The 19,314-nt window shown below is 42.0% G+C and carries 24 protein-coding genes; 12 read left to right on the top strand and 12 right to left on the bottom strand.

All coding sequences use genetic code 11. The annotated features are described in order from the left end of the window. The first annotated feature begins 88 nt into the window (after positions 1–88). Together VMY36_03860 and VMY36_03855 are read left to right on the top strand one after the other, a co-directional pair. The gene (locus tag VMY36_03860; GenBank protein ID HUV43005.1) at positions 89–868 is read left to right on the top strand and encodes a replication-relaxation family protein; all 780 of its coding nucleotides are present in this window, start codon (positions 89–91) and stop codon (positions 866–868) included. Between the two features lie 61 nt (positions 869–929). Continuing rightward, positions 930–1,676 carry a hypothetical protein gene (locus tag VMY36_03855; GenBank protein HUV43004.1) on the top strand — a complete coding sequence of 249 codons (747 nt, stop codon included), beginning with the start codon at positions 930–932 and terminating at the stop codon, positions 1,674–1,676. Positions 1,677–1,814: 138 nt separating this feature from the next. Here the strand turns inward: VMY36_03855 and VMY36_03850 are convergent, their stop codons facing one another. The 3 genes from VMY36_03850 to VMY36_03840 form a co-directional block, all read right to left on the bottom strand. Continuing rightward, on the bottom strand, positions 1,815–2,303 hold the full coding sequence (locus VMY36_03850; protein HUV43003.1) for a hypothetical protein: 489 nt from the start codon (positions 2,301–2,303) through the stop codon (positions 1,815–1,817). 162 nt (positions 2,304–2,465) lie between these two features. Beyond that, complete coding sequence (locus VMY36_03845) at positions 2,466–2,798, bottom strand: DUF2958 domain-containing protein (protein HUV43002.1); 333 nt, start codon at positions 2,796–2,798, stop codon at positions 2,466–2,468. Between the two features lie 6 nt (positions 2,799–2,804). Then, complete coding sequence (locus VMY36_03840; protein HUV43001.1) at positions 2,805–3,011, bottom strand: hypothetical protein; 207 nt, start codon at positions 3,009–3,011, stop codon at positions 2,805–2,807. A gap of 271 nt (positions 3,012–3,282) precedes the next feature. Here VMY36_03840 and VMY36_03835 point away from each other — a divergent pair, with 271 nt between their 5' ends. Continuing rightward, on the top strand, positions 3,283–3,882 hold the full coding sequence (locus VMY36_03835) for a hypothetical protein (protein HUV43000.1): 600 nt from the start codon (positions 3,283–3,285) through the stop codon (positions 3,880–3,882). A 76-nt stretch (positions 3,883–3,958) separates the two neighbouring features. On the opposite strand, the gene VMY36_03830 is transcribed toward VMY36_03835, so the two are convergent. The 6 genes from VMY36_03830 to VMY36_03805 form a co-directional block, all read right to left on the bottom strand. After that, positions 3,959–4,441, bottom strand: a complete 483-nt coding sequence (locus VMY36_03830; GenBank protein ID HUV42999.1) for a hypothetical protein — start codon at positions 4,439–4,441, stop codon at positions 3,959–3,961. A 24-nt stretch (positions 4,442–4,465) separates the two neighbouring features. Beyond that, on the bottom strand, positions 4,466–5,035 hold the full coding sequence (locus tag VMY36_03825) for a hypothetical protein (protein ID HUV42998.1): 570 nt from the start codon (positions 5,033–5,035) through the stop codon (positions 4,466–4,468). Between the two features lie 28 nt (positions 5,036–5,063). Beyond that, positions 5,064–6,185: an ATP-binding protein gene (locus tag VMY36_03820; protein HUV42997.1), complete on the bottom strand. Its 1,122-nt coding sequence runs from the start codon at positions 6,183–6,185 to the stop codon at positions 5,064–5,066. Between the two features lie 199 nt (positions 6,186–6,384). Further along, a complete protein-coding gene (locus VMY36_03815) occupies positions 6,385–7,212 on the bottom strand; it encodes a thermonuclease family protein (protein HUV42996.1) in 828 nt (275 codons plus the stop codon). Between the two features lie 150 nt (positions 7,213–7,362). Next, positions 7,363–8,142, bottom strand: a complete 780-nt coding sequence (locus VMY36_03810) for a HEPN domain-containing protein (GenBank protein HUV42995.1) — start codon at positions 8,140–8,142, stop codon at positions 7,363–7,365. Beyond that, complete coding sequence (locus VMY36_03805; GenBank protein HUV42994.1) at positions 8,132–9,937, bottom strand: DUF4209 domain-containing protein; 1,806 nt, start codon at positions 9,935–9,937, stop codon at positions 8,132–8,134. Before VMY36_03805 ends, VMY36_03810 begins: the two co-directional genes overlap by 11 nt. A 48-nt stretch (positions 9,938–9,985) precedes the next feature. On the opposite strand from VMY36_03805, the gene lexA reads away from it, so the two are divergent. Continuing rightward, positions 9,986–11,803 carry a transcriptional repressor LexA gene (gene lexA, locus VMY36_03800; GenBank protein ID HUV42993.1) on the top strand — a complete coding sequence of 606 codons (1,818 nt, stop codon included), beginning with the start codon at positions 9,986–9,988 and terminating at the stop codon, positions 11,801–11,803. Here lexA and VMY36_03795 read toward each other — a convergent pair. Continuing rightward, the gene (locus VMY36_03795; GenBank protein ID HUV42992.1) at positions 11,800–12,630 is read right to left on the bottom strand and encodes a hypothetical protein; all 831 of its coding nucleotides are present in this window, start codon (positions 12,628–12,630) and stop codon (positions 11,800–11,802) included. The genes lexA and VMY36_03795 overlap by 4 nt on opposite strands. A 174-nt stretch (positions 12,631–12,804) precedes the next feature. Between VMY36_03795 and VMY36_03790 the strand changes: the two genes are divergently transcribed. The 8 genes from VMY36_03790 (at position 12,805) to VMY36_03755 (ending at position 18,560) form a co-directional block, all read left to right on the top strand. After that, positions 12,805–13,131 (top strand): pilin, encoded by a 327-nt coding sequence (locus VMY36_03790; GenBank protein ID HUV42991.1) that lies wholly within the window; start codon positions 12,805–12,807, stop codon positions 13,129–13,131. 38 nt (positions 13,132–13,169) lie between these two features. Then, positions 13,170–14,435 (top strand): hypothetical protein, encoded by a 1,266-nt coding sequence (locus tag VMY36_03785; protein ID HUV42990.1) that lies wholly within the window; start codon positions 13,170–13,172, stop codon positions 14,433–14,435. After that, on the top strand, positions 14,432–14,932 hold the full coding sequence (locus VMY36_03780) for a hypothetical protein (protein HUV42989.1): 501 nt from the start codon (positions 14,432–14,434) through the stop codon (positions 14,930–14,932). Before VMY36_03785 ends, VMY36_03780 begins: the two co-directional genes overlap by 4 nt. A gap of 56 nt (positions 14,933–14,988) precedes the next feature. After that, the gene (locus VMY36_03775) at positions 14,989–15,549 is read left to right on the top strand and encodes a TraC family protein (GenBank protein HUV42988.1); all 561 of its coding nucleotides are present in this window, start codon (positions 14,989–14,991) and stop codon (positions 15,547–15,549) included. After that, the gene (locus VMY36_03770; protein ID HUV42987.1) at positions 15,524–17,284 is read left to right on the top strand and encodes an ATP-binding protein; all 1,761 of its coding nucleotides are present in this window, start codon (positions 15,524–15,526) and stop codon (positions 17,282–17,284) included. The genes VMY36_03775 and VMY36_03770 overlap by 26 nt, the downstream gene beginning before the upstream one ends. Next, complete coding sequence (locus VMY36_03765) at positions 17,281–17,892, top strand: M23 family metallopeptidase (GenBank protein ID HUV42986.1); 612 nt, start codon at positions 17,281–17,283, stop codon at positions 17,890–17,892. Before VMY36_03770 ends, VMY36_03765 begins: the two co-directional genes overlap by 4 nt. A 103-nt stretch (positions 17,893–17,995) precedes the next feature. Then, positions 17,996–18,268 carry a hypothetical protein gene (locus VMY36_03760; protein HUV42985.1) on the top strand — a complete coding sequence of 91 codons (273 nt, stop codon included), beginning with the start codon at positions 17,996–17,998 and terminating at the stop codon, positions 18,266–18,268. Between the two features lie 79 nt (positions 18,269–18,347). Then, entirely contained in the window at positions 18,348–18,560 is a 213-nt protein-coding gene (locus tag VMY36_03755; GenBank protein HUV42984.1) for a helix-turn-helix transcriptional regulator, read from the top strand. A 3-nt stretch (positions 18,561–18,563) separates the two neighbouring features. Here VMY36_03755 and VMY36_03750 read toward each other — a convergent pair whose 3' ends face one another. Next, complete coding sequence (locus tag VMY36_03750; protein HUV42983.1) at positions 18,564–18,770, bottom strand: hypothetical protein; 207 nt, start codon at positions 18,768–18,770, stop codon at positions 18,564–18,566. Between the two features lie 10 nt (positions 18,771–18,780). Further along, positions 18,781–19,233: a phospholipase D-like domain-containing protein gene (locus VMY36_03745; GenBank protein HUV42982.1), complete on the bottom strand. Its 453-nt coding sequence runs from the start codon at positions 19,231–19,233 to the stop codon at positions 18,781–18,783. Between the last annotated feature and the right edge of the window lie 81 nt (positions 19,234–19,314).

Genomic DNA, 19,314 nt, shown 5'->3' with positions numbered 1-19,314 from the left:
ATAACCACTACCCCTTATCCCTTATAAATAAGGAGGAGAAACGTCAACAGCCAAAAGTTGGGGGAAATAAACCAACACCAACGACCTTATGAATCAAACAAAAAAACCAACCTCAAAGCAAATAGAAATCCTCACTCTTTTATATCGCTTCCGCTTTCTCAATCGTCATCATCTTCAAAAATTCCTCAACCACCAAAACCCCGGGCGAATCAATGCCTGGCTGAAAGAATTAACCGAGAAAAAGTATCTTGGTCGAATCTACTCCCGAAAATTTGGAGAAAACATCCAGCCAGCCATTTATTACCTGAAGTCAAAGGCGGCTGGTGTTTTGAGAAAAGAACCAGAAATTAACCAGGCCTTGCTTAACCGAATCTATCGCGAAAACTTACGCTCAAGAAAATTCATCAACCACTGCCTTTTCCTAGCTGATATCTATTTTCATCTGGTCAAGTTATGCTTGGAAGACAAGGCCGAACTCCAATTTTTCCACCGGACCGATTTGGCTAAACACGATTATCTCCCCGAACCCCTGCCGGATTTGTATTTCGTCATCAAAGAGCCGCAGGGTGAAACCAAAAGATATTTTTTGGAAATGTTTGTCAGGAAAACGCCCCGTTATGCCTTGCGGCATCGTCTTTTTAGATTTTTTAATTATTATCAATCCAATTTTTGGGAGAAAACCACCCGCCACCCCTTCCCGACCATTCTCCTAGTCTGCTCGGACAGATACATGCAAGCATATTTAAACAAATTCATCAGGGAAACCCAGGAAGATGAAGAAAATTACGAAATTCAGTTCTTTTTAACCACGGCAGGGAAAATAAAAAAAGAGGGAGTAGGCAAGAAGGTTTGGCAGGCAATTATTTAACCATTGAGGATTATTTAAATTTTTATAAAGATAAATTGATCTATCTGATATAATAAGCTACATGGCTATCAATCCCGAAGAATTGAGACCTCCTGCCGAACTGCCAAAAGAAATTGCCGAAGTCTGGCAAGGGCGGCGCCTGGAGCAGCAAAAAATTAATGCCGAAAAGCAGCCAATATTATCGAAGCTAAAAAGTAGGGTGCGTGAAATGGATGAAGCCCAGTCTAGCGGAGAATCCAGCCTTTTAGGAATCATTGCTTCTTCCGATCAAGAAACAGCCATTCAACTTCTGGACTCAATTAAGGAAGCGAGTTTTTTAGACCAAACGAAACTTTTAGAATTAAGCGAAATTGCTATTTCAGAAAGGGTATATGAGCCAGAGGAAGTAGTGGAGCTTCTGGAACTTGGCATAGGATCCGATCTTTTTGAAATTCTCTTAGCAGGCGGTGAAGAAGACGGTTTCACTCGCGAATGGAATGATGAGCTTGTGGAACGCTCTGGAAATCTGTACGAAAAGTTGCAAGGTAGCGAAGCGGAACGGCAGGAAGCTGAACTAGTATGTAAGGCAGGTGTGATTATTAAAGCTCTTCGTCAGGGTCAAGGGATAGCCCCAGAGGTTGCCGCCGCCTACCTTGATGTTGAACCCGGCTTCATCGCTTTTTTGGAAAACGGTCTCGTTTCTCTTGATGAGATTTACCCTAAAAAGAGGGATCAGCTAGCGAACGCTCTTGATGTTGACCCACGTATTGTCGACCTCATGTTTGAACCCTCAACCTATTTTCTTTTCCAGCATCCAAATTTTAGCTAAAACCCTCTAGGTGGGATCCTATTGACACCTGAGAATGAAGTTACAGGCCTTAGTCTTACTTCGACATTCTAGGGTAGGAGAGATGAGGGAATTATAATTTTAAGGCCTGAATGAGGTAATCACAGTCTCTGCGGAGGATTAAGTATAGCCAGGAAAGCCTTCAAGACTTCCGACTATTACCGGGTCTAACCCAGAAACTAGTTGGGAATTTACTGGTTTTAATTGCATATCTGTTAGTAAATCCTTTTGTCCTTCCATTGGCCGGGCTAAATAAATATGGGTAACAGTAGTGTAGTTTCCCGTCAGTGGATTTTTTAATGTCGAGGTGAATCCCTCTATTTCTTTATCAAAATCACTTCTTGCCTCAATGACTTGAACAGGACTGCCTTCTTGGTATTTTCCTTTCTTTGAATAGATTGCCATGTCGACTTGATGCTCTTTCTCCAGCCAGGGCCAGTCAAGTATTACTAGCTCTCGGTCTAGATTCTCAATGGGGACTACTTTTTTAACCAAACATTTTCCAAAGTTGCTAAGTTCTTGGGTAGGATTAAGGTATTCATCGAGACTGCCGCGCATGGAAAAATCCAAAAACCTTTTTGCTATTGCCTGTTTAACCCTTTCTCTCATAACACAATTATACGTTATTCTGACAACTGACGAGGATTATCCCAAGTTCAGAAATCAACTCGCTGACACCCTTGACGTTGATCCTCGTATTGTTGACCTCATGTTTGAACCCTCAACCTGGAAAAAACCATTTATGCCGTAATTTAACGAGAGAAGTCTTTCTTATTCTGCGATTTCAATATTTGGCCAAACTTTGGTGACAATCTTACTTGACCGGCATTCCCCAAATTCAAGATCCCTTTCAATGCCGGTTCCATACGGGCTTTCGAAATCTTCCAGTTCTTTTAAGGAAAAATAGCCCCAATCGTCGTTCCCGTCGCCATAGAGTGACACATACCCGAAAAACATTTTCTTTCTCGGGTCGTATTCGGTGGCGTACCAGCTGCCGGCTCCGGCCGGATTAAAAAACTTGGCAATCACCAACGGGTCCTCTTTGTTTTCCTGGCGGCCAACTTTGGCAAATCTTTTTTCAAGCTCTCTGGTCAATAGCTCCATCTAGTCTCACCTCCTTTCCGGCCAGTCAACCGTTTCTAAATAAAGGTCAATCGCCTCGGCCACCAGCTTGGTAATCGGCTTGCCGGTCTTTCTCTTCAGAAGCCAAAGCAGGCAGAGGTGCTCAGCGGAAACCCTGGGCTTGTAATTCGCTTCTGGTTTTATTTCAAACTCCGGTGAGCCTAAAATAGCGGTTTGGATTTGAGTGATGGTCATTTTAATAATTTTTTTTGTGGAGGCCTTGCCTCCGATAGATGTCCAACCGCACAGCTGGCGAAGTGAAGTCAAGGGCAAGCGAAGCGCAGTTTATTGAAAACCCTTGACGAGCGAAGACAGATGTGCCATGTATTTTGAGTTATTGACAAGACTTATAGCGTTTGTTATGGTAGAGGAAGTGAAAAGGAAATTCTTCTCTATTTCCTGCCCAATTATTAATAACAACCAGCTTTAGGGCTGGTTTTTTTATAAAGAAAGGAGGTGAAAAAGAATGAAGAAATGGGCAATTTTAGCCGCTGGCGCCGCCCTGCTTTTAGCCGCAGTCCCAGTGTTTGGAGCTAAGCCAGATCCAGCTTGCAAAACCATTCAAAGTGGAGAACTATATGCCTCGACGGGAGAACTATTAACAACAGGATACGATGAATATGGTTACAACTATCAGGCCCACATGTTCAATGGCCGCTACTGTGACTACGACCGAGTTATTGGAGGTGACTACTGTGACGTCGATCTAGTGATGAAGTGGAATGATGCTTGGCTGTCAAATACAGACTGTAATGATGACTATTTGTTGGATCGCTACTATGGTTACACATCCTACATTGGCTCTGGGGCATGGCTTACTAACCATCAAACGGGAGTTAACGAAGACGGTTCACACTGGGAATACTTTGTTAAGATTGTAGCCGCTCCTGCCGACGCAGAAAACATAGGTGGAACTTGGTATACGGCCGATGGAGTCGAAATCGGACCAGCAATTTGGGGCGCATTCGCTATCATCCAGCAGGTATCCAACGACCCAGCACTTGATGAACATGGCCTGATATACAAGAGTCCGGCTAGTCCTGGATTTGGTTACTACATACCATAGGCAATGATGGAATTTTTCAGGTAGCTTGGGAGCATAATGAAATATTTATGCGAAGGGGGTGTTTTGTTTAAAGAAATTAAACTATCTTCCCTGGGGGCTGTAGTTTATCCTTCACTTCCCTTAATAGTTTCAGTCCCTCTTCAAATGTTTCTCTGTTTTTGATGATGATAACTGGGTCTTCTGTCTCTCCACTAAGGTAGTCCACCACGTCATTAGTTACCGAAAGCACCCGATATAATCCCGCCCGATAGGTGGAAACAAGCTCTTCTAGCTCCTTTGGTGGGCTTTGAAGCCTATCATCCTGTTGCTTAACCTGTTCTAGTTTGTAATTAAGGTCAAGCCAGGCTGTTTTATAGTTCTCTTCAGTTTCTTCACCCTTCAAGTATTTAACATCTACCTCAGAGAAGTCTAAAAGGGCCTCATCGGTGCTAATAACCATTTCAGAAAAAGTGGAAACGAATCTTCGGTGATTTCTTGCTCTTTCGTTTAAACCCAAGGCTATCAAGAAAAAAACGGCAATAATTGAGAAAACAGTAAGGATTTTTCTTCTTGGAAACATCTGTCTGGATTATAATAGATATTATTAGTTTAAAAAACAGGCTGATCTAAAAGAGATTTTCGAAATTTTGTTTGTGTAAACCTTGAAGGTTTCCATATCATTCCCTTCAAGTGTCAACACGGCACTAACAAGCGGGAACTCTTGAAGAAGTTGAGAAAAATTTACTTGATTGGGAAATGCGGTAAAGTCAAATCCGATAGCCACTACAAAAGGCTTTCCTTCTTTTACTATTTTAAAGCGACTTAAGTATGAATCTTCATATTGGCTTAAAGCATCAATCAGCCGTTCTCTGACTTTACTCTCAACACCATAATGATCATAGTTATGTTCGCGCACATTTTTCCCAACTGAACCCCAAAACTTATTATCCCGAGAACTTATTTGCGCTTTTATTTCTTCATCAAATCCAACGACGTTAACAGATTTGACTTCACATAGAAAACCTTCCTGATAGTCTATCTTTTTGTGTACCCAAAAATCCACACATCTTCTGTTCTTGCTCTTTTTATCGAGCGGAACGACAATCAAGTCTTTACTTTCAAATAGATTTCTAAATTTTTTCTGCCAATCACTTCCGACTTTATTATCAATCATATTTCGCTATAAAAATGGTTTGGTATACTCATTTGACACGTGGATTTTGCGGTAGTCTCTTTAGTTCATTGTACTTTTTTTGGTCAGAATACTTTTCAACTAGAAAATCTATCCAGGCCTTCGAGTAGCGATAATCTCTTTCTGCCTCTTTATATTCACAATATTCATTTCTAAAGGGTAATTTTGATGGTTTTCCAGATTCTCTTATTTTATGGACTCTCCAGGCTTTTAAATGCTCTGACCCGACTCTGAATTGTTTTTTAATCTCTTTTTCAACTACCTTACAAACATTACTTGCACGATATCTGTAAATATCTTCTCCCAAAATAACCTTTCGTTCTTTTAGTAATCCAACTGGAACAGTTTTTAAGTCTCCTACAAGCTTTAGGGTAAGCTCGCCTTTCTTTTCAGTAAACTCTCCCTTCTTAATAAATTTAAGCTTTGGGAGTAGTTTTTCATCAATTAAAACTGTTTTACCCAAACCCTGAATCTTTCCTTTAAAAGTGTCTAGTAGGGCCACATTTTTAGGGCCAATTTCTAGGGCTTCCTTGAAAACTTCCATCCATGCCCTTTTTTCCTGATCTGACCTTTCAAGTATAATCTGCTTTAACTCAGAAAATTTAATTGTTTCCGTTCTCCCATAGTATCTAAAATAGATTTCTGCTTCCTTAATAATGTCTTTATAATTTTTTGTAGCAATAATCGGCTTCTCATCGCTTTCGTGTGTGTATATGATCCCAAAATCTTTACTTTTCCATCTGTGCGACCTTATATCCCACTCAATCGCGGGTGAGAAGATGTCATTAAGGCTTCCTGTCAATTTTGCTATATCAATGTTTTCAAATTTTGTTAAATTTATTCCGATAATTTCTCTGGGACTATTTTTGATCCCAAAAACAATGTACCCGCCCTTCGTATTGGCAAAAGATGCCATTATCTTTGCATATTTTCCTAAACTTCCAAAGTTAAAATTTTCTTTAAACTCTAGGATCGTTGACTCTCTCGACCCGATATATTTTGTTTCTCCTCTTCTTACATAAAATATCGATTTTAGGTTTTCTTCACTAAAGGCAATTATTTTATTCATATCGCGTCTTCTCTTGTAATTCCGAGGTTTTTTTATCTTCTTTTTTGAAGCACGATTAGCCATTGTTTTCCTTTCGCTTCTGGTGGGAATCGTCACTGGTATTTATCCCGCTAAACGAGCCACCAAGATTTCAGCGCTTAATGCCCTGCGCTACGAACAACTTCAATTTTTGATAAGAACCCTCGCTTTGCGAGGAACCTTGTTTCGCTTTATTGATAATCGTGACACAATTAGCAAGGTCTCTTGAAATAAAATACAGTTTTCATTTCTGGCAATTAAGAGGGGGGCCATCACAAGCTATCCCATCTTTATCCCCATCTCTAGCTGAACATCCACAAACATTAAGTTGGTATTGGGCCTCCTCGCAGGATGATATTTGTGTGCAAGTTTTTGAACAATCACATGTATAAATTGTGCTTTTGGAAATTGGAGTCGGTGTCGGGGTAGCCTTAAGAGTTGGCCTTGGAGTAGGTGTGAATTGACCCCAAGTATCACAGTCAATGCTCCAAAGGCCCTTTTCTTCCTCCCTCGCTTTTTTCTGAGCCTCAATGAATTTGTCTTGATATTTGACGTCAGGCGGATAGGTGCTCGACTGAGCGTAACCTTCCCTGACCAAATATTCATTGACCAGCAAATCTCCAACCCAGACATAACGGAGCAGTCTTCCGTATCGGTCCATTTCAGAAACATCTTTTTCAAGCCTGACTTTTTTATTCAAAACCAGCTCTTTGTTCTTCTCAGAAGCTTCCTGGGCATAACAACCGACCGGCTCATTCGGGTCAACCGATTCCGGTGCGTCTATCCCAATGTAGCGGACCTTTTGTCCCCCTTCTATCTCAATGGTGTCGCCGTCAATAACCCTGGCAACTAAAACTTCTTCTCTCTCTTCTTCAGTCTCAGATTCCAGAATACCTTCAGTGGGCGTAGCCGCTTGTTCTTCAATCTGGGATTTTTCAGTTTCAGGAGGAGGGACAACAATCAGCAAGATGAAAAAAATTGCGAGCAAGTAGAAGACTGAGGCTATTCCCGCCTTTATTTTGCTTCCACTTCTGAAGCCCGGGACTCTTTTGATTACCTGCCCTAATTCCATGAACTTGCTCTGTCCCAATTATACCATTAGAAAGAAAGTTGTTTTGTTGTTAACTCGAACGATGGTATGATTTCGGAAGAATAGATTGGGCAAACTACCGAGAATACCCAGAGTTCACGGCCAAACAAACTCAACAACTTCTGGTATTTGTTAACTAACGCTGCTTGCTTTATCAGATAATTCACCAAATCTAACAAGATAGCGAAAAACCTCCTTGCTTAATTCCCTGAGCGCTTCGAACATTTCCTCTGCAGTTTTGTGTTCCATACTAAACCTTGGGTCATAACGAGCCCTCTCTCTTAATTTTTTCAGTTCATTGAAGACATCTTTTTGATCAGTCTTTATGATACTGCTCGTCCGAGCATATCTATTTACCTTTCCATGCACGAGGCCGTGGGTCTTTGTCTTCCTAATTTCTTGATCGGGAAGGAGATAAATTCTTGCCTTAGCAAGGTTCTCGGCAGCAACAAAAGCGCTTTCTACAAAAGGACGATATCTCTTGGCCTCAAGTTCAGCGTGAGCAGACTTCATAAATTCAATGGCTATATCATAAATTTCTTTGGATTTCGAGACATCATAAATAAAGCTAAAGCCCACAAACCAACCTTTTGTGAGTTTTACGATGGTGATATGTCCAAAATCTTTTTCTTCATCAATAAGGCGAAAAGAGCGTATATCCTCAATATCCTTATTCAAAACCGCCTCGCCTTTCTCAATAGGACGATTAAACTTGGCTTCTATAATAACTTTAACTTCGCTATTGATTCTGACTAAAGGTGGCCCGCCTACTGAAAAAATTACCTGAGCAGCCTTAATCCTAAAATCCGATGGAAGTTTATCTTCGCTCTTCCTTTTTTCAATCTCAGGATTGACCCAGTTGGTCAAAGTTTGTTCAATGAGCCTTTTGGCAATCAGAGCATCATTTTTCATCTTTTTTTTGCTCCTTAACTGAGATTTTGGTATTGGCTATCAGGAGACAGAAAATGTGTAATATAGCCGTTGAGTAAATCGGATTAGCATGTTTTTTCTTAAAGAACCCGTGGGCAATGTTATTGCGCAAATTAAATCCCCGATAATCTTCCGTCACCCAAGAGATGTAATGATAAACTAGATCTGAAAAATAAGGCTTTAGCTCCACAAGCACAGAGCCGAGAGTTTTCTCTCTAAATGCACCCGCTTCGGGAACTGTTGTTTGACCTCCAAAAACAGCCAATAAGTATCTTAAAAAATCCTCTAGTTGCAATGTAAGAACATAGGCAGCATGGAAGTGGTCGCCCTTAAAATAAGAATCGAGACCCACCAACACCGTCTCGTAGGTATCTTTATCAACGACTTGAAGTTTAGAAAAAAATTTCTGGAAGTCTGTTAACGAGACTTTGCCTTCTTTTATCAATTCCGCAAGAAATCCAGTAAGCCATTTTAAAGCAAGTTCTGCTTCTATTTTGAAATTCTGCATAACATGGTCTTCTTGTACCTCCTCTGGAGTCTGCGGACGGCTAATAGGATATCGGCTGCCATAATGAACCGTTCCAACCAAATGCTGAAAAACATATTTTTTACTGAGCTTTGCTGTTAGCTTAACTGCGTGATCCCAGTTGGGAAAAAAAGTAGGAAGTGTTCCCATTCTTTCTGGCACTTCTTCGCCCGTACCAAGACTAGCTTTCATTTTTTCGATAACCTTTGAGTCAATTTTGATGGTAGAAGAAAGTTCCTTAAATTCCTTATTATCGATTGCCTGTTTAGTAGCAGCCTTTACTTCAGCAATTAGTTCATTGACTTTTTGTTTGTTTCCAAGTTTAGAGTAATGCTGGATTGCCTCCTGGAGGAAGTGTATTTTAACCAAACCGCTCGCAGACTTTGCCTCTGCTTCGTCGATAAAGGACTGCCCAATTTCCTCTTGAATCGCTTTTTGTTTAACTACTGAGATTTTAAGCAATTTGGTCATCTCTGCTTTAAGATCGAGGAAGCTACGCTGAAGATGAAAGTTTTGGTCAGAATGGTAGTGAGCGGCAGCAGCCTTGCATAAAGCAATGTAATCTTTTATTTGCTTCTGGGAAAAGAAAGACGGCAACGCTAGCACTAACTCAAACATCTCTATCAACCAGCGATAATTACCTGTCTGAGCAGTTTTATCAATTTGCTCAACAAGTTTGGCTACTACCTTCTTAGTGAGGGGCCTCTTGGGAAGTTTAGACTCAAAAATTAGACAGAGTTCAGTTGCTCTCTGAAGTCCGTCCAGCCTTTCCATAATGGCATCTTCGTTGTCATACTCATCAACAGTTAACAGATATTGATCGATAGACTCGCGGGCAAAAAGGTGTTTATTTTTTGATTTGGATTTTTCCCACAGAAAGTCCAAATATCTAGCTTTGAGGATGGGGTTAGTAGAAGAAACCGTTCTTGATTCAAAATAACCAAGTGCTGTATCAGGAAACCCGTCTGGGTCAGGAAAGATCGAGCCATCTGTAAATGTTGCCATTGGCTTGAACCGCTCAGTTTTCAGTCCATCGGACGCAAAACTATTCTTGGTCATAAGCCTAAATAGCAAGTATTCCCATTTTAGTTGCTGTTCCTGCCTGGGGGTTAGCTTGCCTTTTTGCTCCTCAATAATCTTATTGATCGCGTCAGCAATCTGAAAATCGTATTTAACGGATGATGCTTCCGCTTCCAACTGGGAAATTAGTTTGTCGTATTCTGCCTCTTTCATTTTAATTTTTATCTTCAATTATGTCCTACTTGACAATACTGTAAATCTATCATAAACTTACTGTAGATGCAAGAGCTAAAACCTTTAACCAAAAAGCAAAAGAAAACGCTCGACTTCATCACCTCGTTTATCGCTAAAAACGGATATTCTCCCTCGCTAAAGGAAATCGCCAAATTCCTCGGCGCTACTAACCTCAGCACTGCCCAGTATTTTGTCGAGGAACTAGAGAAAAAAGATTACTTGAAAAGAGCTCCTTATAAAAACCGCGGCATCATACCCACTAATAAAACCAAAACAATTCCTTTGTTGGGAAATATCGCCGCTGGTAAACCAATAGAACCTATCGAAAATCCAGAAGACATAGAAATTCCTCAAAATATCAAACTTGATACTCGCTTTCCTCACTACGCCTTAAAGGTCGTTGGAGACAGCATGTTTGACATGGGTATAATTGATAACGACATCGTGCTTATTAGGCATCAAATAACCGCTGAATCCGGGGATACTGTAGTTGCTATTACGGAAAAAGGCGCCACGCTGAAAATTTTTAGAAAAAGCGGTGGTAAAATTTTCTTGGAGCCTCGGAGCAAAAAATTCAAAAAATATTCTCCTAAAAAGCTAGAGATTAGAGGAAAATTCTGTGGTCTAATAAGAAAATCCACTGACTTATCAGTAACAAATGGCTTTTCTCTTTCCAGGTTAAGAGAAGAATTCCATGAACTGACAATCCAGTATATTCAAAATACAAATCGTGAATATAGGAAAACTAAGGGACAATATTTTACTCCCCGCTCAATAAGGGAAAAACTATTTAAAAAATTGCCCAAAAATAAAAAGGGTCTTAAAATTTTGGACCCAGCCTGCGGTACTGGAGAATTTTTATTAACAGCCAGTAAATATTTTAAAAACCCTTCTTTATTTGGTTGGGATATCGAAGAAGAATTAATTAAAAGAGCTCGCGTCGTTGTTCCCCGGGCAAATCTTGAGACTGTTGATAGCTTAAAGCACACAACAAAAGAAAAGTTTGACTTTATAATCGGTAATCCTCCTTATTTTGAATTCAAACCTGAAAATATGATTAAAAAGAAATACCAGGAAGTCGTCAGTGGCCGACCCAATATATTTGCCTTTTTTATCAAACTTAGCCTAGATTTATTAAGGCCTGGAGGTTATTTAGCTTTCGTGCTTCCACCTTCAATGAATAATGGGGCTTATTTTGCTGACCTAAGAAAATATATTATTAAACATTCAAACATAGAGTATCTCTCAATCTTAAATAGCCCAAAACTATTTCATCAAGCTCTTCAAACAACAATGTTGCTTGTGTTAAAAAAGGGGGAAAACAAAGGCAATTACATTTTCAAAAAAAACGGCATTACAATTTTTACAGAAAATCCGGCTTATCTTAAGAAATCTTTTCAAGGAAAAACAACATTGTCTAACTTAGGTTTTCAAGTTAAAACAGGAAGATTGGTTTGGAATCAAAATAAAAATTTACTAACTAAAGATTCTAAAAAGGGAATTCCCCTAATCTGGGCTCATAACATTACTTCAAAGGGCTTAAGGTTAACAAACAATCCTAAAAAACCCCAATACATCAAAACAAAGAATTATGATACCGGGCCTGCGATTGTCGTTAACAGAATCACTGGCGCAGTTAATTCAGCTAAGCTAAAAGTGGCAGTTGTTCCTCCAAATATGAAATTTATTGGTGAAAATCACGTCAACGTAATCTTTCTCCCGAACAAAACTAAAATCTCCACTGAAAATCTCGTCAAGCAGCTAAGATCGAAAGACAAATTAAAAGTCATTCAATATATCACAGGTAACACTCAAATTTCCAAAACTGAACTTGAGAATTTATTTCCAATTGATCTTCGTTAGGAGTGGGGCGTCCAAGCGGCGATCCTCAGGCCTCCAGTTCTCCCACCAGAGGCAGATTGCGCGTAAACAGCCAAATCGGTCAGGAGTTGGTCATCCAGGAAAATTCTTATTGCGATTCCGTGAGCTTTGATTTTCAACTTTCCCTTTCCTTTAATCAGCTTCTCAATTAGTAGAGGATGCACATCAATTAGTTCTTTAAAAACTCCGTTCTCATCAACGATACAAGTAAGGCTTAAATTGATATAGCCTAATTTTTCCGCCAATCTATTTCTAAAAACTTTCTGGTTTTTTTGGGAAAAAGCAGTTAAAATATTAACCGCTTCCGCTACCCAATAAGGGGTAATTTTTTTTGAGGCTAAACTAATATCCTTAAGATTAGCCATTTCCTGAAGGTACTTTTTTAATTTTCGATCGTCCAAATATTCCCTAAATTTTTTATCTGTTAAATGTTTTAATAAACTATCCAGGGTGGGATTCCAGTAATTAACACGCCCTTTCTTTTTATAGAATTTTAAGGAAACATCAAATCTCTTACCGCTAATAAAATTGATAACCAAGTCAATATCATTAACGCCTTTATTAATTTCGCCAACATAATCTACGGTTTTTACTTTTTTCTCTCGAATAATTTTCTCATTGAGGTAGTCAGCGGTCTGTTGGGCGCCAATATTGATTCTTTTAAAATGTAGTTGATAAGTGGCCGGATAGATCGACTTAATTTTAGTTAAAACCGACTCTAAATCGGCCAAATATTCGGGAAGAGGTTTAACCAAATAGCGAACTTTCAGGTCAAAAGCCCGGCTAACGAGATCAGTACTTGCTGGCATAAAAGCCCCTCATACTTCGTATTTTACCCCAAAAGAGTTTTTTACTCAATTGGAGTGAAATTTGACTTTTACTTTACAATTTGCTATAAGCTAAATAGTTAGAGTTCAGCGTTTGGCTGCCCGAGAGGGCAGTTTTTTTATTTATCGCCTGCCTATTAGTAAAGGAGGTGAGTGATGAGAATCTTGTTGACGCTGCAATCTTTCGTTTTAACTGCTTTAATTTTTGCTTCCCAAGTTCAGGCCCAAGCTGACGACGTTTCCAAAGTCCAAAATTTCATGACCAACATTATCGAAATCTTGGTCACTCTGGCCGGGATCCTGGCCGCTCTTTTCTTTGTCTGGGGCGGGGTCGGTTACATTACCAGCACCGGTAACCCTGAGAATTTGGAAAAATCAAAAAAGACGATTTTTTATTCGGCGATCGGCTTGGCCGTTACCTTGGGAGCTTATGTTCTGGTTAATATTGTCACCCAGACGGCGCAAAGCGCCTTTGGTCAATAAATTAACAGTTAAAAACAATGGTTGTCCTAGCAGTTTTATTGACTGCCTTAATCTTCCTTCTCAATCCTCCTTTGGCCTTGGCTCTTGACCAGTATCCTGAAATCCAGTCTTTTACCAGCGACCTGATCGCCAACCTTTCCATCCTGGCTTCGGTTTTTGTCCTTTTTTTCTTAATCCGCGGCGCTTATCTGTATCTCACCTCCAGCGGCAATCCGGAAGCCTTAGAAGACGCTAAAATAACCATTAGGAATGCCCTCATTGGTTTGGTTTTAATTCTCTCGGCCAGTACTTTTTCTTCAATCCTGACGACTTCCTTCACCACGCCTTCACCGGGCACCGAGACCAGTCAAATCGAACTGGCGCCTCTGGAAACGGTCGAGCCCGAAGACGGCCTGACCCAGGTTTTGACCGAGGCGATTGCCGGCTTTTTGAAGAATATCATCCAGAGCGCCACCAAGCCCTTGACCGACAGCGTCATTTCTTTTTTAACCACCACTCCTTTAGTGGCGACCAATCATTCCATTTTTAACTTTTGGCTGATAATTTTGGGGATCACCGATTCGCTCTTTGTCCTGGTAATTATCCTGCTCGGCTTTCAGCTCATGAGCGCCACCACTTTCGGTTTTGAAGAGGTGGAACTGAAAAAACTGCTCCCTCGAATTCTTCTAGCTTTCCTCTTGGCCAATGTCTCCATCTTCATGGTGGACTGGGTGCTGCGCTGCAACAACGCCCTGGTCTCGGCCGTTCTCAATGCCACCGGCGGCTTGAACCAGGCCTGGATTGAAAACGCCTTTAACCCACCGGTAATGACCCTAGAAAGCGTCTTGGTAATCACCCTGGTTTTCGGCGTTCTTTTCATTATCACCACCGTTGTTTTGCTCCTTTTTTACATCAGTCGACTAATTATCATTGCCCTGGGGGCGGTCCTTTCGCCTTTAATCTTTATGCTCTGGGCGATTCCCAGACTGGCTGATTTTTCCGAAATCGCCATTAAAAGCTATCTCACCACCATCTTTTCCGTTTTTATCCATGTGGTGATCATCCAACTGGCAGCCTCTTTTTTGACCCTGCCAGGCGAATCGGAAGGCTCGGGCCTGATGGCGGTCTTAATCGGTATTGGCCTGATGTTTACCTTAATCAAAACCCAATCCGTCGTTTACCAGCTGGTTTTTTACAACACCGGCCGGGCGGTCCTTAAAAAAGTCGGCGGCCAGATTGTCAATGTTCTCCAGGCCAAACAAACCGAAGAGACCGTCCTCGGCGAAGCCCAAGTTAAAACGCCCAGAAAGGTGGTCAACGCATGAAAACGACCCCCATCCCGGCTCAAGTGACCACGGTTGAGGATAAAATCGCCGCCAACCTGAGCCTGACCCAGCTAATCCTGCTTTTGGCCCCACTTTTTATCAGCGTCTTTGTTTTTGCCGTTCTGCCGGAGAGGATGTACTTTAATCCTTACAAGATTATTCTTATCGCTCTTTCCCTGGTTATCTTCCTCACCCTGGCCATCAGGGTCAAGGAACGAATTGTCTTAAACTGGCTGATTTTACTGGTCGCTTACTATTTGAGACCCCATCTCTTTGTCTTCGACAAGAACGATGATTATCTGCGGGAGGAAGAACCCCAGCCGGACAATGAAGTCAAAAACGCCGTCAACAATAAACAAATCCCAGCCAAAAAAGAAAAAAAGAATCATTTATCAGTTTTGAATTTGATTCAATTGGAAAACCTGATTAACGCCAGGAATACCGAAATGTTAATTAAGTTCGGTCAAAAAAGGAGGCTCAGATTAAACCGCTTTTAAACAATAAAGTCTCTTCCCGGAGACAGATTAAAATCAAGGAAGTCCGAGACGGGATTTTGGTTCTGCCGGAAAATAAATATCGGGTGGTGGTCGAAACCTCGGCGATTAACTTTGAGCTCAAAAGCGAGGCCGAGCAAGACGCCTTGATTGACAATTTCCAAAATTTCATCAACGCCCTGCCTTGCCCCATCCAGATTTTGATTCGGGTCCGCGAAGTGGAGATTGACAACTATCTTGAGGTTTTCAACAACAAAAACAATCACGAAACCAACAAGCTTTACCGCCAGCAGATCAAGCACTATGGCCAGTTTGTCAAGCAATTAGTCAAGGGCAGTAAAATCCTTTCCCGGCGCTTCTACCTGGTGATTCCCTACGAGCCGGAACCGGAAAAAAACGACTTCAATTTGGTTAAAGAACAAATCAATCTCAGCCTGGACATTATCAGCAAAGGCTTGGAGCGGCTGGGGATGAAAACCAGAAGCCTCAACACCCTGGAAATTCTCGAGCTTTTTTACAGTTTTTACAATCCCGGGGTCTGTAAAACCCAGCCCATCAAAGAAAAAACCTATCAGCTTTTATCTAAAAACAAAGATGTTATTCAAACTCCCAAACTTTAAGAAAAACAAAAAGCGAGGTCTCAAAACGATCGAGCTCTCGTTCGGCGAACAGGACCAGGTGGATTTAATCTCGTATGACGGCCTCAAGGAATACCAAAACTATCTCAATCTGGGCGGCAAATACCTGCGGACCCTCTTCGTCTCCGGTTATCCTTACGTGGCGACTACCGGCTGGCTGAACAATCTGGTTAATTTCAACCACGACATCGACATTGCTTACCACCTGGAACAGATCGATTCGAAAATCTCCCTGCCCAAGCTTAATCGAAAGATTACCGAATTGGAGTCAACCCGAAGGGTCCTCCAACAGCAGGGAAAAATCATCGGCCCGGAAGTGCTTGACCCCTTAAAATCGGCGGTTGATTTAAAAAACAGAATCCTGCGGGGCCAGGAAAAGCTCTTCCAAGTCTCCATCTATATCCACCTGACGGCCGACTCTTTGGTTGAATTGGAAAAGCTGACCACCCTGGCGGAGACGGTTCTGGCGACGAGATTGTTCTACACCAAAACAGCGGTTTTCCAGCAGCTTGAAGGCCTCCAATCCATCCTGCCCCGGGCGGAAAATCTCCTTGACCAAAAAAGGAATTTGGACAGCTCCTCAACGGCCTTAACCTTTCCTTTTACTTCCTCCGAACTGGTCCAGGAAACCGGCATTTTGTATGGGGTCAATCTTTCCAACAATTCCTTGGTGATGATTGACCGCTTCAGCCTCAATAACGCCAACAGTATCGTCTTTGCCCAATCCGGCTGCGGCAAAAGCTACGCGGCCAAAGTGGAAATCCTGCGCCAGCTGATTCAAAAGACGAAAGTGATCGTCATTGACCCGGAGCGGGAATACCAGCAGCTTGCCCGCTCTTTAGAGGGCACCTACATCAAACTCTCGGCCAAATCCAAGGAAAAAATCAACCCTTTCGACTTCTCAGTCAGCTCCTTTGGCCAGGGCAACAACCTGGTCGAGCACATCCAGGATTTGACGGAAATCGTTTCCTTAATGGTGGAAGGCTTGACTTCGGAAGAAAAAGCGATTGTTGACAAAGCGATTGTCAAAACTTACAAAAACCTTGGCTGGGCAATCCACGGCCGGAAAAAAGGTCAAAGATACCCGTTGATGAAAGACCTATACCAAACCTTGAAAAAAGACCGGCAGAGAAAACTCTGCGTCCGGCTGGAGAAATACGTCAAGGGATCGCTGGCTCATGTCTTCAACCAGCAAACCAATATCAAGCTCGACAACCGCTTGATCGTCTTTGATATCAAAGACCTGCCCGAATCCCTGCGCCAAATCATGATTCTGATCATTTCCAATTATGTCTACAACCAGGTCAAATCCAATCCCCAGAAACGGCTCTTGGTGATTGATGAGGCCTGGATTCTTTTGGAGCATGAGGAAAGCGCCCGCTTTATTGCCGGCTTGACCAGAAGGGCGCGCAAATACTACCTGGGTGTCAACATCATCTCCCAGGCGGCCAACGACTTCCTGGGCAACGAATACGGTCAGGCGATTGCCTCCCAGGCCTCGCTGCGGATTCTAATGCGCCAGGACACGACCACCATTAAAAAAGTGGTCGAAGAGTTCAAGCTAAGCGAATACGAGCAGAAATTCCTGCTCACCTGCGATAAGGGCGAGGCGATTGTCATTGCCGACCAAAACCATGTGGCCCTGAAAGTGGTTGCCTCGGAAAAAGAACATCCCCTGATTACGACCGATCCGGCCGAAAGATACTCCCTGCGATGAATCCCTTTTTAATAATGACCTTTTTTTCTTTTAAAAAGGAGTTCTTCTATGTCCTCCTGGCTTTTCTTCTGGTCATCTTGATGCCCCTTATCGGGGTGATCATTCTCACCCGGACGGGTTTGGATTTTGTTTCCGAACGATTGGTGGCGATTAATGAAGTCACCAATGAGGTTCAAATCTTAAACCCGTTTGACGGCAGCGTCTACAAAACCATCAAAGGCCCCTTCGTCTGGCCGGTGACGGGAATCATTACCCTCGAGTTCGGCGAATCGAGCCGCTGGCAGCTTTTCCATACCGGCATTGACATTGCCAATCCCGAAGGCAAAAAAGGCGACCTCATCACCCCGTTCATGCCCGGAACCGTTGTTTACGCGGGTCAAATCTCTTGGGGTTTTGGCAAGCACATCATCATCGATCACGGCGATAATCTCGCTTCCATCTACGCCCATTTGGAGACCATCTGGGTCGAAGTGGGCCAGGAAGTCAAACCAGGCGATGTCATCGGCACCGAGGACAGCACCGGTTGGGCAACCGGACCGCATTTGCACTTTCAAATCAACGTCTTTGGCATACCAGTCAATCCGAGGGTGTTTTTGGGAGGAAGTTAATGAACATTGACTTTTGCTTATTTACTAACGTTAAGATAAAATAATCGCGTAAACATTCTCTAAAACAATTAAGAGTTACAGTTTTGATTGGGGGTGAGATTTTATGAGTAATCCAGACTTTGAGCAAGCTCTAGGGCATGGCCCTCGGCCTCAAAGAGTCCGTCGAATTCCCTTGCGTGGCATTGGTATCGACGACGAAGGAATAGTTAAATTTGCCGGTGAAGCTGGCGGCCCTCCAGGGTCAATGGAGTTGTCTGGTGAAAGCCTTGAGGCATACGAGCGAGGAGAAGCGGAGCTATTGGATCAGTTGTACGATTTTTGGCGAGACAAAGGAATGTCCCATGAAGAGGCAAAGCAACGAGCGGGAATAGATTAGCCAAAAATTATTTTCCCTTACTGGTCACCCAGAAAAACCTTGTACAACCCAATAGGATATTGTTAATATATGGACAGGAATGACTAAAATCATCCGTAAACAATTAGGAAAAAATCTTAAAGAGGCTAGGCTAAAAGCGGGAATGACTCAGGTGGAGGTAGCCGACAAAGCCGGTATTCATCCCAATTACTATGCCCGAATTGAGCGCGGCGAAGCCAACCCTTCCCAAGAGAAACTTTTTGGAGTAACTAAAGCTCTGAAAGTAAAATCTTCAAAAATCCTGCCTTATTAAGAATTACTTTTTCCTTTTCTTAATTTCTTTCCGAAGCTTTTCGCCCCTTTCCTTATCAACTACCTTATGGGCAATCAGGTGGGCCAAAGTCTGCATGCTTCCCAGCATTTCGATGGCATTGGCCCGGGTAGCCTTTTCGGGGTCGGTTTGTTTTAAAAACCTAATTACGCTCTCGATATCTTTTTCGAACTGACTTTTCTTTTTAGCCATTGCCTCCATATTATACCCCTTCTTTGATAAACCTGCCTAATTTCAAGAAGCGAAACATCTCTAACGCTGACTTTTTACCCTCTATTCGTCTCATTATTTCCCGGCTTTTAATTTGAGATAAAATGTTCAAGCTTCCTTCCCAAAGTATTTTCCGGTCCAAAATAGCCAACTTGCGGTGATGGTTGCCGGTACAGATGAAAACCTGAACCCCCAAAACCTCAAATCTGCGAATTTCAAACTCGGATTGGACTTCGAAACTCTGGCTATGTTCTCTCGGGTCTCTGGTCAAAACGTAAACCCTGACTCCTTGTTTTACTAACTTTTCAAAAGTCGGGTAGAGTCTTTTCGCTCTCTCCGTTGAAATGAAGGGGCTCTCAATGATGACCTCTTTTTGACAGGTGGAAAGATCTTCAATGAATTTTTGATAAAAGGTTTTTTCGTCGTACAAGGAAGACTTAATCATTCTCCTCCTCATTACCGACTTCAATTACGGAGACTTTTCCGTTATAATAAGTAAAGCCCAATTCTTTTAGTTTCTCGTAGG

Source organism: Patescibacteria group bacterium, assembly GCA_035529375.1.
In the GTDB taxonomy this organism is placed as follows: Bacteria; Patescibacteriota; Microgenomatia; order PFEM01; family JAHIFH01; genus DATKWU01.
Note: the sequence above shows the minus strand (reverse complement) of the source record. Positions and strands in the feature narration are given on the sequence as shown.